Raw genomic sequence first — 15136 nt, forward strand, 5'->3', positions numbered from 1 at the left:
CTTCTAAAAGACCGCTTTTTAAAAATTGTTGTTTCTCTTCTGGTGTCATAATAACTGTGTTTTATAAAATTATACAAAAATTTAAGGTGGGTTTTAAAACCCACCTTAAATCTTACTTTACACAGTTTTTTGGATACTACCAATTCTACCATCAAAAAATATGGAATCTCCTTCTTTTAGTAAAACTTCTTCTTCTCCAATAATATAGTAACATTCTCCTGAAAGAATGTATTTAAATTCAAATGCATCGGTAGTTACTTTTTCTCTTTTAGAATTTGGTTTTACTTCTAAGAGAACTGTTTCAAAACCAAGGGAAGAAAGTTGTTTGCTAAATATAAAGTTGTAGGTAAAGCCTTCTGCCTCTTCCTCTTTATCAATAGGGGTATTTTCTTCTTTTCTTGAAACAATAAAATTAGCGCCACTACCTTTTGGTATTCCTTTAAAAAAATCGGTTACTTCAACTTCAAGCGCATTTACTATTTTTATAAATACTGGGAGGGAAGGAATTGTTCTTCCATTTTCAATACGAGAAATAAGTCCGCTAGTTACTTCTGCTTTTACAGCAACATCATTAATGGTTTTACCATCATTTTTTCTAATTTCTTTAATTCGCTTACCAATACCTATAAGATAATCTTCCATTTAGTAGAATTTTTTATACCTCAAAATTAAAAGAAATACTGTAAATTATTTACCCTATTTTATGCTTTTGATTCTGTTATTTATTCAAATTAATGAAAAACAGAAAAGTAACTATTAGTAAACTAAGGTTGTTAACTTTTTGTTAACTGAATTTACAGTATGATTGCAATGATTTAATAGTGTATGTAGTTTAACTTAACTTACCTCTTCGATATTTGCATAACTAAATAACTTAATAAAGTTTACAAATACGAAAAAATGAATAAGCGGAAATTATTATGTGTATTTGCGTTCTTCGCATTTATTACAAGTTACTCTCAAACCTTATTTAAAGGGAGTGTATTAGATGAAAATAGCACACCTTTACCAGGTGCATCCATTATGATAAAAGGTCAAAATAATGGAGTTGCTACAGATTTTGACGGAAATTTTGAGATAGAGCTCCCCCAAGGCAACGAAATATTGATAATTTCTTACGTTGGGTATCTTTCTCAAGAAATTAATTCAGCATTAGAGAATGGAGTAAAAGTTGTTTTACAACCAGATTCTCAACAATTAGATGCAGTGGTAGTAACTGCTCTAGGTATTGAAAGAGAAAAGAAGTCGTTAGGATATGCTTCTCAAGAACTTGATAGCGACCAAATTAGTTCGGCAAGAGAGCCTAATCTATTAAATAGTATTTCTGGTAAAGTAGCAGGACTTCAAGTAACTAATAGTCCTTCAGGAATTGGAGGGTCTGCTAGAGTTTCTATTCGTGGAGATGCGTCGTTAAATATTAATGGAAACTCTCCTTTATTTATTATAGATGGTACTCCTATTAGTAATGAAATAGTTGGATCTTCTGGAGCTGGGACTCAAGATGTGGATTACGGAAATGGAGCTGCTGAGATAAACCCAGAGAATATTGAGTCGATGAACGTTTTAAAAGGGCCAGCGGCGGCAGCTTTATATGGTTCTAGAGCGGCAAACGGGGCTATCATCATCACAACAAAAAAAGGAACTTCTAAAGATGGAAAAATAGGGGTTACCATAAATACTGGAGTAACAGTAGATAATATTTTAATGTTACCAGATTGGCAAAATGAATACGGTCAAGGTAATAATCAACAATTCTCTTTTGTAGATGGAAAAGGAGGAGGAATTGCAGATGGTGTTGACGAAAGTTGGGGACCAAGATTAGATACAGGACTTTTAATTCCGCAGTTCGATTCGCCTAGACAAGACGGAACTCGTGGGGGAGATTTAATAAGTAATTCTCCAATTATAGCAACTCCTTGGGTTTCTAATCCAGATAACACAAAAGATTTTTTTAATACTGGATTTACCAAAACCAATAGTATTTCTATTTCTAAAGCTGGAGATTTAGGGAATATCCGTTTCAGCTATCAGAATTTTGATCAAGAAGGAGTTGTTCCTAATACAGATTTAGAGAGAAATACATTTAATTTAAGTGCGGGTCTTAATTTAACTGATAAAGTTAAGGTTAATGCAAATGTAAATTATGTAAAAAGTGATAGTGGCAACAGACCGTCGTTGAGTTATGGAACAGAAAGTATTATGTATCTTTTTATTTGGTACGGAAGACAATTAAATACCAATAGTTTAAGAGATTATTGGATGCCAGGGCAAGAAGGCGTGCAGCAGTTTAATTACAATTACAATTACCATGATAATCCTTTCTTTAATGTGTATGAAAATACAAATTCTCAAGACAAAGATCGGGTATATGGAAATGTAAATTTAACCTATGATATTTCCGATAATTGGAAACTGTTACTTCGTACAGGACGCGATTTTTACCGAGATTTAAGAGCTAAAAAGAGAGCTTTTAGTACGCAACGTTTTCCGTTAGGATATTATAGAGAAGATAATGTGTTTTTTGAAGAGATTAATACAGACTTCCTATTGTCATACGATAAAACTTTTAATGAAAAATGGAATGTAAACTTTTCTGTAGGAGCTAATCAACTTAGACAAAATCAAGAGTACGACCAAACGGTAGCGCCAGAACTGATAAATCCAGGGGTGTATTCTTTTAATAATAATAGAAAACCATTAGAAGTTACTTCCATAGATCAAAATAAACGTATTAATAGTGTGTACGGTTTTGCTCGTTTAGCCTATAATAATTATCTGTTTTTAGATATAACAGGAAGAAACGATTGGTCTAGTACGCTTCCTTCTAATAATAATTCATATTTCTATCCTTCTGTAACATTGAGTACAGTATTTAGCGATATGTTTGTGTTGCCAGAGTTTGTAAGTTTTGCCAAATTGAGAGCAGCTTATGCAGAAGTTGGTAATGATACAGATCCTTATAAATTATCTAGTTTTTACACCAATGAGAATCCGTTTGGAGAGTATCCGGTGTTAACAGAATCTTCTTTAATACCAAATGCAAATTTAAAACCAGAGATTACTTCTTCTTATGAATTTGGGGTTGACTTACGCTTTTTTCAGAGTCGCTTAAATATAGATGCTACTTATTATAGCTCCTTAACAAAGAACCAGATTATTTCTATTGATGCAGATATTGCTAGTGGTTACGCTAGTAAACTTATCAATGCTGGGGAGGTTAAAAATTATGGTTTTGAAGCTATTTTAGGAATAACTCCAGTTAGAAATGATAATTTTTCATGGAAAGCAACCTTCAATTTTGCTAAAAACCAAAGTGAGGTTACAGATTTGGGAGGGGTAGATTATACCTTAACCGAAAGAAATTCAGCTTTTATTCAAGCAAGAGAAGGAGGTTCTATTAGTGCAATTTACGGAAGAGGATTTCAAAGAGTAGAAGATGAGAATAGCCCGTACTTTGGGGAAATGATTATTGATGAAAATGGAATTCCATTACGTACAGATGATTTGGTGTACCAAGGAGATTATGCTCCAGATTATACGCTTGGGTTTCAGAATAGCTTTAGATATAAGGCTTTTGATTTTGGATTTCTATTAGATACCCGCCAAGGAGGAATTGTAGTGTCTAGAACAAAAACAATTGGAAGTACTTCTGGACAATTAAAGGAAACTTTAGTAGGAAGAGAAACAGGAATTGTTGCAGATGGAGTTGTACAAGTATCGGATGGGGTTTATGAACCTAATACTACTAATGTAGATGCTAGAACTTATAATAACAGATATTACGAAAGAGATAATGTGGAGGCTGCAAAATATGATGCTTCTTACACAAAACTAAGAGAGGTAACATTGGGGTACACTATTCCTAAGCGCTTTATAAAGCAGTTGCCAATTACAAATGCTAGATTTTCTCTTAGCGGAAGAAACTTACTTCTGTGGACAGAAAACCCACATTTTGACCCAGAAACAGTAGCTGTTTCGGGAGGGACATTGCAACCTGGAATCGAAAACATGTCGTATCCAAGTACAAGATCATTCACTTTTAATTTACGAGTAGACTTTTAATTCAATAGAAATGAAGAAAAATCAATTTATAAAGAAGCTATTTTTAGGGGCTACAATGATACTTTCATTAAATGCCTGTACTAAAGATTTTGAAGAAATAAATGCAAATCCTAATTATCCTGAAAAGGCAGCATCAGAATTATTATTGCCAGGGATTTTAAGACAAATGTCTTATAATTGGGGTAATATGGGCTGGGAACAAGGCTTTACAGTTGCACAATATGGAGCAAGACTACAGTTTACAAGTGGAGATCGCTATAATTGGTCGCCAACTGGAAACCCATATAACGATGCCTATGATGCGCTTAGAGATGTTGAGAATATTATAGAATCTACGGTAGGTGTAAAAGGACAAGAAAATTACTTAGCTGTTGCTTTAATAGTAAAATCTTGGATTTATTCTTACTTAACAGATGCTTATGGAGATGTGCCATACACACAAGCAACAAAAGGAATAAGAGAAGATAATATTACACCAGAATTTACACCACAGAGTGAAATTTATGATGGATTAATTACAGATCTTACTGTTGCAAATAATTTATTAAAAGGAGCTGCTACTATCTCTGGGGATATTCTTTACAATGGAGATGTTACTAAATGGAGAAAGTTCTCAAACTCTTTGCGATTAAGATTATTAATGAGAATTAGTGATGTAGATAAAGCGAGAGCAATTTCGGAAATGAAGGAAATAACAAATGCTCCTTCAGAATTTCCAATTTTTGAAAGCAATGGAGATGCTGCAGTGATACAATGGAATTCTGATAATCCACAGCCTAAATTTACTACTCGATCTGGAAGTTATGATGAGGTAAGGTTAAGTACTACTTTAGAAACTAGGCTAAAGGATTTAAACGACCAAAGATTAATTGTTTTTGCCCAGCCTACTTCGGCATCAGGAAAAGGGATTTATTCGGATAATATGGACGATTATGTAGGGATGCCAAATGGTTTAAATGATGAAGATGCATTGGCATATAGTCCTTCTGGGGATCCACAAAAATCGGGTTCTAATTTTATTTCTCGTTTAGGGGTTTTACTTACATGTAGAGCATGTGATCCTGAAAATGCTTCTCCAACAGCTTCTCAAACTATTATAATGAGTTATTCTGAACTTCAGTTTATTTTAGCGGAAGCTCGCGAGAAAAATTTTATTACTGCAGGGACATCAGAGCAGTATTATGAAAATGGAATTTATGCTTCATTTGAGTATTATTTAGAAAGAATTAATGCTGGCGGTTGGAATGAAATAGCTACAAGCTTGGAAAATTTTGATGTAGATGCATATATAAATCAAGAAAAAGTAGCTTATACAGGAACTTCCGAAGAAAAACTAGAGAAAGTGGCTATGCAAAAATGGATTTCACTTTTCTACACAGGTTTTGAAGCTTGGTCGGATTGGAGACGTACCAATATGCCAGCAATAGTGCCTGGTCCAGATGCTGCTAACGGAGGGAAAGTGCCAGTTCGTTTTCAATATCCAAATTCAGTTAAATCTACAAACAATGCAAACTACCAAGAGGCTGTGAGCAGAATGGGAGGAGATAATCTAAATACATTGCTTTGGTGGGATGTGTCTGTGAATAATTAATATCTATGAAATTTAAAAAAATCATTTTTATGGTAACCACAAGTCTTTTAGGCTTGTGGTCTTGCCATAATAATTCTACTGAGAACAGAGAAATTAAACATGTTGTTGTAATTGGGTTTGATGGACTTAGTCCGGATGGGATTAGAAATGCTTCCACACCTAATTTTGATAAGGTTATTGCTGAAGGGGCTTCTACCATGCGAGCAAGAGCCGTACTTCCTACAAGTTCTAGTTCTAATTGGGCATCTATGATAATGGGAGCTAGCCCTTCTCAACATGGGATTACATCTAATGCGTGGAATAAAGACAATTTTGAGTTACCTACAGTAGTTCAAGGGGAAGATTTTTTGTTTCCTACGGTCTTTAATTTAATAAATAAGCAAAAAGAAAATACAGAGATAGGTGCTATCTATCATTGGGGCGATTTTGGTAGATTGTTTGAGAAAAGTGCTGTTAATTTTGATATTCATGCAGACACAGAAGAACAGACTGCCGCCGTAGCAAGTAGTTATATTAAGAATAAAAAACCGACGTTTACTTTTATTCATTTTGACCATATTGATCATGCTGGTCATGAATACGGACATGGAACACCAGAATACTATGAATCGGTTACAAAAGGAGATAAATTATTAGGAGAGGTTTTATCGGCAATTAAAAAAGCTGGAATACTAGAAAATACATTGGTTATTATTTCTTCGGATCATGGTGGAGTAGGAAAAGGACATGGAGGGGAGTCTTTAGCAGAAATTGAAATCCCATTTATTGCCTGGGGGAAATCAGTTAAAAAAGGATATGAAATTAAAACGCCCGTATATCAATATGACAATGCTGCTACCGTTGCCTATGCATTAGGTGTTAAAACGCCTACAGCATGGATAGGAAAGCCTGTTCTGTCATTGTTTGAAGGGAATGAAATAAAGGGTGATGAGTATCTTATTGAAGATCGTTTGGTAGCTCCCATAATAAAGCCAGAAGCTAGTTTGAATAAAAGAGCAGGAGGTCTTTTTTTTAATGAAACGAAATTGGAAATAATAAATCCAAATAAACAAGGTGTTATTAGATATACTTTAGATGGGTCTATGCCTACAAAAAAATCAACAGTATATGAGGGTATTATTGATATAACCGACAATAAAGTAGTAAAAGCAGCAATATTTTTAGAGGGGAAAATATCGAGTCCCTTAAGCGAAGCCTTTTTTAGAATTCGTCATGATGATAGAAAGAGAGTATCTTATAAAATTTATTATTTAGTGAATCTTACTTCTCTTCCTGAGCTGTCCAATAAAACTCCAGATGATAGTGGTAACACCTATGAAATCACTTCAGAAGAAATAAAAGAGAAGATAAAAGAGAACACAGCAGTAATTTATACAGCAATTATAGATATTAAAAAAGCAGCTAATTATACTTTCTACACTAGATCTGATGATGGGAGTAAACTATGGATTGATAATGAGTTGGTGGTAGCTAATGATGGCGACCATGGGGTACTAGAAAAATCTGGAACTGTTAAGCTTAATGCTGGAGAACATGCTATAAAAGTAGCTTGGTTTAATGGGGGAGGAGATGGTTGGTTAGATGTTTATTATAAAGATGGTAAAAATCCAAAGCAACTAGTTTCTACAGAACTTTTAAATTAAAAACAGCGTGCAAACAACTATAAAACTAGCTTTATATTTTTTATTCATTCTGTGCTTTTATAAAGGAATCTCTCAAGAGATGTACCCAAATTGGGAACCTGGTATTTTAGAGATTCATCATATAAACACTGGTAGAGGAGACGCTACTTTTTGTGTTTTTCCAGATGGAACTACTTTGCTTATAGATGCAGGAGATACCTCAGAAACACATCCAAGAACTTTGTCTGATAGAAATGCAAAATTGCTTCCTAATAGAAGTAAAACTGCTCCTGAATGGATTGTAGATTATATAAATCAATTTCATCCAAAACCAAAAGGGCAGACTTTAGATTATGCCTTGATTACGCATTATCATGATGATCATTTTGGAGAAGTAGATAGTACACGGTTATATTCTAAAAAAGGGAAGTATCAATTAACCGGAATTGTTGCTGTTGGAGATGCTATTCCTATTAAAAACTTAATAGATAGAGGTTCTCAGTTTCCTATAGATTTAAAAGATGAACAGGTTCAAAAGGAGCTATCTGCAGATAAATATCATATAATTCCAACTTTGAAAAATTATTGGAAATATAGTGATGTACACTCTAAAAATGGATTGAAACATTCTGTTCTAAAAGCAGGAATGCTAAATCAAATAAGACTGTTATATAATCCTGAAAATTATAAGAGTTTTTCTGTCAGAAATATTGCTGTAAATGGTAATGTCTGGACAGGAGAAAAGGAAAATTACTACGCATTATTTTCAGAAGGAGATTCTCCTTCTGAAAATAATTTAAGTACCGTTATAAAAATTTCATTTGGTTTGTTTGATTATTATACCGGAGGAGATATTAGCGGGGTAAATGCAATAGGGGCAACCGATTTTAATTCCCTAGAATCCAATATTGCTCCTGTTGTAGGCCCTGTTGATGTTGCTACCTTAAATCATCATGGAAATAGAGATTCTCAAAATGCATTTTATGTAAGAACACTTCGTCCTCGAGTATGGGTACAACAAAATTGGTCGTCAGATCATCCTGGAGAAGAAGTGCTCAGAAGAATACTTAGTAAAGAAATATATCCTGGGGAGCGAGATGTGTTTTCAACAGTAATGCTAGCTGCAAATAAAAAAGTAATAGGCAATCGCTTAGATGCGTATAAAAGTCAGGAAGGACATATTGTAGTAAGGGTTTATAATGATGGAAAAAAATACAATGTTTACATTTTGAATGATAAAGATGAAAAGCGTAATGTGGTAAATAAATTTGGTCCTTATGAAGCAAGGTGAAATTAATAAAAGAACAGAAGGAGATATTAATACTACTTCAGAAAGGGAAAAATGGAACCTTCGAGAAAAGGATAGGCATACACAGTTAATTTTAGAAAAGGACGAACGTTATTTTATGCATCAATCTATGTCTACTCCTTGTTTGGATGTTTTAAAATCATCTAAAAATAGTTATATAGAGAATTTGTCTGGAAATAAATATTTAGATTTTCATGGTAATAATGTGCATCAAATAGGTTTTGGAAATGAGGAATTAATTCAAAAATTAATAGCGCAATTAAAAACACTTTCTTTTTCTACAAGAAGGTATACCAATGAACCAGCCGTTTTATTTGCTGAGAAATTAGCGTCTATAGCTCCATCAGATTTAAATAGAGTTTTATTAACGCCTAATGGAAGCTCTGCAATTGGAATAGCGTTAAAATTGGCTAGAGCTATTACAGGAAAGTTTAAAGTGGTTTCTTTTTGGGATTCTTTTCATGGAGCGTCTTTAGATGCTATCAGTGTTGGAGGAGAAGCGGTTTTTAGAGAAGCTATGGGACCTCTAATGCCAGGAGTAGAAAGAATTCCACCTCCCGTTACCTATAGAGGGATTTTTGAAAATAATGAGGCCAAGTGTTTAGAATATTTGGAATATGTTTTTGCTAAAGAAGGAGATATTGGTGCTTTTTTAGCAGAAACTATTAGAAATACAGACGTACAAATTCCTTCTAAAGAGTTTTGGAAGGAGGCTCGCAAATTATGCGATAAATATGGAGTTCTTCTTATTTTAGATGAAATTCCAATAGCTTTAGGAAGGACAGGTAAATTGTTTGCTTTTGAGCATTATTCTATAGAACCAGATATTATTTGTTTAGGAAAAGGACTTGGGGGAGGAATATTTCCGCAAGCAGCGGTTATAACAAGAGATAAATATAATACATTTGGAGAACTGTCTTTGGGGCATTACACCCACGAGAAAAGTCCACTTGGAGCAGTAGCTGGAATGGAAACGATTAGAATTGTGGAAGGTTTATTGGAGAAAGTTAAAGCAGATGAAGCTTTTCTAAAAACAGAACTCAATAGATTAAAAACAAAGTTTGATATAATAGGAGATGTAAGAGGGATTGGAATGCTTTGGGGAGTTGAATTAGTTTTAAATAGATTAACTAAAGAAAAGGCCGTAGAAGCTGCCGAAAAAGTTATGTACAATTGTTTAAGAGAAGGATTAAGTTTTAAAGTTTCTTCGGGGAATGTTTTACAATTATCGCCTCCTTTAACAATTACACGAGAGGAATTGTTAAAAGCAATTCATATTTTAGAAAACAGTATTTCAAATTTATAGAGATGAGATTAGTTTATACCAAAAGCCTGCTTATCTGTTTTTTTATGTTGAGTTTAATGTTGACTCATGCACAAACAGTTAAACAAAATTTATTAGTAGCGCCTTACTTACAAAACGCTTCTCCACAAGAAATAACTATTATGTGGGAAACAGCTGTGGGAGAAGAAAGTACAGTATTGTATGGCAAAACAACCGATTTAAAGAAAAAAGAGACAGGAATTTCTTACGATGTTAATTTTTCCGACCATAGAATTCACGAGGTAACACTTAAAGGATTAGAGCGTTTTACAACTTATTATTATAGAGTAAAAACTGGAGAAACGTATTCAGATGTTTATCAGTTTAAAACTCCTCCTTTTGCTGAAGATAAAAAAGCGTTCAATGTTTTAGCCATGAGCGATATGCAAAGAGACCATAATGAACCAGAAAAGTTTGCTGAAATTGTAAATGAAGGAATTTTAACCTACTTGAAGAAAGAATATGGAGAAGATATTTCAGACAATCTGGCCTTAGTGCTTATTCCTGGAGATTTAGTTGAAAATGGAACTAAATATGAACAATGGCAAAATGAGTTTTTTGAGCCTTCAAAGAAGTTATTTTCAAATGTACCTGTATATCCTGTATTGGGGAACCATGAAAAGAATTCTACATTCTATTTTAAATATTTTAGTCTTCCTAAAAATGGAACTCCAGCTTATGCCGAGCATTGGTGGTATAAAGATTATGGAAATACAAGAATAATAGGGCTAAATTCAAATGAGGGATATAGAGACTCTAAAGAGCAATATATTTGGTTAAAAGAACTTTTAGAGCGTACAGCCAATAATAATGAAATAGATTTTGTTTTCGCACAATTACATCATCCACATAAATCGGAATTATGGATTCCTGGGGAGACAGATTTTACAGGAAAAGTTGTTGAATTATTAGAGAATTTTACTACCAAAACTGGAAAACCGAGTATACATTTTTTCGGACATACACATGGGTATTCAAGAGGGCAATCTAAAGAACATAAACATTTGTGGATTAATGTAGCTTCTGCTGGAGGAGCTATAGATAATTGGGGAGAATTTGAAGGACGAGATTATGATGAATTTACTGTAACTCAAGATGAGTATGGATTTGTAATGGTAGAGGTAGATCCAAACCCAGAAAATCCTAAGTTTGTTGTAAAAAGAGTTAGTAGGGGAAATACTGTACAATCTAGAAACAATGAGGTTACAGATAGTATGGTAATTTATAAGAAAAAACGCTTGCCTTACGCTCCAATAATAGAAAGTCCAATGGGAGAGCATATAGCAATTAAAGATGTAATGTTGAAGGCGGGAGGTTATGAAAGCGATTATAAAGATAGTTTTCATGCAGCTTCAAATTGGCAATTAGCTACCGATGCTGAATTTTCTAATATTATAGTAGATAGATGGAAGCAATACCAAAATTGGTATTATAATGAAAACCGACAAAAGGATGATGATCTTACAGATGAGAAAATGCCTTTATTAAAATCTAACACTAAATATTTCTGGCGCGTACGTTATAGAGATCAAAATTTAAATTGGAGTGATTGGTCTAAAACCGCAACTTTTACAACAAAATAAAAATATGAGATGCCTATTAGCAGTTTTATCAAACCAATCGATTTGATAATTGAGGGTATCACATCTGACTTTTTAAATCAATAAATATTAACAAATGAAAAAGATAAGTTTACTACTTTTATTAATAACGAGCTTTATTTCGGCACAAGATAAAGATCAGAAAGTAATTTTAATTACGTTAGATGGCCTTCGTTGGCAGGAGCTATTTACTGGGGCAGATGAGAAGTTAGTAGCTAACAAAGAATATGTAGCTAATCCAGAAGGGTTAAAGAGAATGTTTTGGAAGGAAACTCCAGAAGAACGTAGAACTGCACTTTTTCCATTTGTATGGAATTTTGTAGCTAAAAGCGGACAGATTCATGGAAATAGAAATGTAGGAAGTAAGGTGAATTTAACAAACACGATGTGGTTTTCTTACCCTGGTTATAATGAAATTTTAACAGGGGCTGCAGATGATGTAAACATAAAGAGTAATGATAAGATTTATAATCCTAATATTACTATTTTAGAATTGCTAAATAACACAGCAGGTTTTAAAAATAAGGTGGCAGCCTTTGGGAGTTGGGATGTGTTTCCTTTTATAATTAATGATGAAAGAAGTGGAATCCCTGTAAATGCAGGATTTAGAAATGCAGAAGGTGACTTAACCGAAAAAGAAGAGTTTTTAAATCAATTGCAGACTGAAATTCCTAGCCCATGGGGAAGTGTTCGTTTGGATGCTTTTACGCATCACTATGCAAAAGAATACATACAAAAAGAACATCCTAAGGTAGTTTATATTTCCTACGGAGAAACAGACGATTTTGCACATGATGGTCATTATGAAGCATATTTAAAATCGGCACATACTACAGATTCTTTTATAAAAGATTTATGGGAATTTGTACAAGCAGATCCTTTTTATAAAGACAATACAATTTTTATAATTACTACAGATCATGGTCGTGGTACAACGCCTTTAAAAACATGGAGAAGTCACGGAAGAGATATTAAGGGAGCAGATGAGGTGTGGTTAATTGCTTTTGGTGCTAATGTAAATACATTGGGAGAAGTTAAACATGATGAGCAATTATACAGTAATCAAATTGCACCTACTATTTTAAATATCTTAAATACCAAAATCGATACCAAAACTATGAAAGGTGCTGATTTAAAAATTACAAATCCTTAAACATAAATTAGTTAAGATTTTGTAACAGTATAAAATAGCCTTCTCTTAAAATAGAGAAGGCTATTTTATTTCCAAACTAGTTTCCTATTTTTTATAATTCTAAGTTTTATTTTATATACGTAAGCGTGCTAGTTTATTATTAAAGACTACACAATGTAATTTCTCTTCAATTTTAATTTACAAATTTAAACTGCTTACTAAGCTATATTGAGGGCTAAAATCATAGCGTAATGTAGATTTTTTTCAACTAGGTGGTAGTTGTTTTTATACTCTAATTTACTTGAGTGTTATTAGAATTTAGTCTATTTTTTTTGAATATTTTTATTAAGTTAAAATATATCTTCATTCTTTAAGAATAGTTCAAAAATTAAAGTTTTTAATACTATTAATAATGATTTGAAAGATAATTCTTTATGATTTTCAGGATGAAAAAGAAGGTTTTGTAAGTAGTTTATCGATTTTATATCGCTTTTAGTCTAATAGGAGTCAATTATGAGTGACGAAAATGATGATTGGGTTTCTTAATAAGTGAAGGCTAAACTATATAAAATAAATTACGATATAACGAATGAAAAAATTATTACTTTTTCTAGCATTAACTATTGGCTATTTTTCCTATTCTCAAGTTGGGATAGGAAATACATATCCCAATAGTTCCTCTCAACTAGATGTTGAAGCCCAAGACAAGGGGTTGCTTATTCCGAGACTTGCACTCAAAAGTACAACAGATTCAAGTACTATAGTTAACGGTAATGTTAACAGTTTGTTAGTTTTTAATACAGCTACTACTACCGATTTAATACCGGGGTACTATTATTGGTATGTAGATAAATGGCTTCGTATTCTTAATACAAACGATGTTAATGGTACTGGGGATTTCCCAGATAACATTGTTATATACAATCCATTAGAGGAGACATTTAACTATATTGACAATGAAGGGAATCTTCAAAATATAAGTTTTGAAGATATTGTAAAGGCTAATGAAACCGTAACTGTTTTAAAGGATAACGGAGATGGAACGTATACACATACTTCTGAAGATGATACTAAAACTACCTTTAAAGTTACACAAAGTGGAACAGGTAATCCAAATAATAACAATACAACAGGTGATGCAGGAGATATTTATGTAGATGAGTCTACAGGAGATATTTATACACACAATGGAACAACTTGGGTTCAGGTAACAGGAGATAATTTAATTATAGATGAAGGAGATCCTAACGATAACAACACTTCTGGAAACGAAGGGGATGTATATATCGATAACTCTACAGGCGACACGTATGTGTATAATGAAACTACAGGCGAGTGGGAACAAAACACCGATGTTTTAAACGTAGCCAATGGTAAAGTAACTCACACAGCAGTTGATGGCACTGTAGAAACCTTTGATGTAAGTCAAAGTGGAACAGGTAATCCAAATAATAATAACACAACAGGTGATGCAGGAGATATTTATGTAGATGAGTCTACAGGAGATGTTTATACACACAATGGAACAACTTGGGTTCAGGTAGCAGGAGATAACTTAATTATAGATGAAGGAGATCCTAACGATAACAACACTTCTGGAAACGACGGGGATGTATATATTGATAATTCCACAGGTAATACCTATGTATATAATGAAACTACAGGCGAGTGGGAGCAAAGCACAGACAGTTTAAGTGTAGTAGACGGAAAAGCAACACATACAGCAGTTGATGGTACAGTAGAAACCTTTGATGTAAGTCAAAGTGGAACAGGTAATCCAAATAATAACAACACAACAGGTGATGCAGGAGATATTTATGTAGATGAGTCTACAGGAGATGTTTATACATTTGTGAATGACCCTGATGGAGACCCTACTACGGATGATGCAGCTTGGGTTCAATCGAATGTTGGAGATGATGAGAGTCAGACTATTTTAGTTAGTACAACCGATAAAAGCGAATTATATTATGTATCGGAAGCTTATTTAGCGGCAAATAATCAAACAGCCCCTACAAGTACAGATGCTGATGGATGGGATCCTGCATCTTTACCAGCAGGAATTTATGCAATTGATATAGCAGGTGGTGTAGTAAACAATTTTGAAAATATCGTTAACAGCGGCCCAGTTACTATCAATGGAGATACGTATACTACTGTTGAAGAATATTTAGAAAACATCGTAAGTGCTAATGAGAGTCAGACTATTTTAGTGAGTACGACCGATAAAAGCGAACTATACTACGTATCGGAAGCTTATTTAGCGGCAAATAATCAAACAGCCCCTACAAGTACAGATGCTGATGGATGGGATCCTGCATCTTTACCAACAGGAATTTATGCAATTGATATTGCAGGTGGTGTAGTAAACAATTTTGAAAATATCGTTAACAGCGGCCCAGTTACTATCAATGGAGATACGTATACTACTGTTGAAGAATATTTAGAAAACATCGTAAGCGCTAATGAGAGTCAGACTATTTTAGTTAGTACGA

8 protein-coding genes and 1 pseudogene are annotated in these 15136 nt (G+C 33.5%); 8 read left to right on the forward strand and 1 reads right to left on the reverse strand.

Going from position 1 to position 15136, the window contains the following annotated elements; translation table 11 throughout:
- Positions 1 to 117: 117 nt before the first annotated feature.
- A complete protein-coding gene (locus AC13CQ_RS00390) occupies positions 118 to 642 on the reverse strand; it encodes a helix-turn-helix domain-containing protein (protein WP_482882612.1) in 525 nt (174 codons plus the stop codon).
- Positions 643 to 900: 258 nt separating this feature from the next.
- Between AC13CQ_RS00390 and AC13CQ_RS00395 the strand changes: the two genes are divergently transcribed.
- The 8 genes and pseudogenes from AC13CQ_RS00395 to AC13CQ_RS00430 all read left to right on the forward strand — a co-directional run.
- On the forward strand, positions 901 to 4062 hold the full coding sequence (locus AC13CQ_RS00395) for a SusC/RagA family TonB-linked outer membrane protein (RefSeq protein ID WP_335588739.1): 3162 nt from the start codon (positions 901 to 903) through the stop codon (positions 4060 to 4062).
- 10 nt (positions 4063 to 4072) lie between these two features.
- A complete protein-coding gene (locus AC13CQ_RS00400; RefSeq protein WP_474507254.1) occupies positions 4073 to 5653 on the forward strand; it encodes a SusD/RagB family nutrient-binding outer membrane lipoprotein in 1581 nt (526 codons plus the stop codon).
- Positions 5654 to 5658: 5 nt separating this feature from the next.
- Positions 5659 to 7296 carry an alkaline phosphatase family protein gene (locus AC13CQ_RS00405; RefSeq protein ID WP_474507255.1) on the forward strand — a complete coding sequence of 546 codons (1638 nt, stop codon included), beginning with the start codon at positions 5659 to 5661 and terminating at the stop codon, positions 7294 to 7296.
- Between the two features lie 7 nt (positions 7297 to 7303).
- Positions 7304 to 8566: a ComEC/Rec2 family competence protein gene (locus tag AC13CQ_RS00410; protein ID WP_335588736.1), complete on the forward strand. Its 1263-nt coding sequence runs from the start codon at positions 7304 to 7306 to the stop codon at positions 8564 to 8566.
- Positions 8553 to 9890 (forward strand): (R)-1-hydroxy-2-aminoethylphosphonate ammonia-lyase, encoded by a 1338-nt coding sequence (pbfA, locus tag AC13CQ_RS00415; protein WP_474507256.1) that lies wholly within the window; start codon positions 8553 to 8555, stop codon positions 9888 to 9890. Before AC13CQ_RS00410 ends, pbfA begins: the two co-directional genes overlap by 14 nt.
- 2 nt (positions 9891 to 9892) lie before the next feature.
- Positions 9893 to 11491 carry a purple acid phosphatase family protein gene (locus tag AC13CQ_RS00420; RefSeq protein ID WP_474507257.1) on the forward strand — a complete coding sequence of 533 codons (1599 nt, stop codon included), beginning with the start codon at positions 9893 to 9895 and terminating at the stop codon, positions 11489 to 11491.
- A 94-nt stretch (positions 11492 to 11585) separates the two neighbouring features.
- Positions 11586 to 12662, forward strand: a complete 1077-nt coding sequence (locus AC13CQ_RS00425; RefSeq protein ID WP_474507258.1) for an alkaline phosphatase family protein — start codon at positions 11586 to 11588, stop codon at positions 12660 to 12662.
- Between the two features lie 568 nt (positions 12663 to 13230).
- Positions 13231 to 15136 (forward strand): annotated as a pseudogene (locus AC13CQ_RS00430) (hypothetical protein); the annotation flags it as partial.

The sequence above is a fragment of the Galbibacter sp. L-19 genome (assembly GCF_056857615.1).

Bases quoted from the DNA above. Each gene is read 5' to 3' on its own strand.
- AC13CQ_RS00395 (WP_335588739.1), top strand. From the start codon at position 901: ATGAATAAGCGGAAATTATTATGTGTATTTGCGTTCTTCGCATTTATT.
- AC13CQ_RS00400 (WP_474507254.1), top strand. From the start codon at position 4,073: ATGAAGAAAAATCAATTTATAAAGAAGCTATTTTTAGGGGCTACAATG.
- pbfA (WP_474507256.1), top strand. From the start codon at position 8,553: ATGAAGCAAGGTGAAATTAATAAAAGAACAGAAGGAGATATTAATACT.
- AC13CQ_RS00425 (WP_474507258.1), top strand. From the start codon at position 11,586: ATGAAAAAGATAAGTTTACTACTTTTATTAATAACGAGCTTTATTTCG.
- AC13CQ_RS00390 (WP_482882612.1), bottom strand. From the start codon at position 642: ATGGAAGATTATCTTATAGGTATTGGTAAGCGAATTAAAGAAATTAGA.
- AC13CQ_RS00405 (WP_474507255.1), top strand. From the start codon at position 5,659: ATGAAATTTAAAAAAATCATTTTTATGGTAACCACAAGTCTTTTAGGC.
- AC13CQ_RS00420 (WP_474507257.1), top strand. From the start codon at position 9,893: ATGAGATTAGTTTATACCAAAAGCCTGCTTATCTGTTTTTTTATGTTG.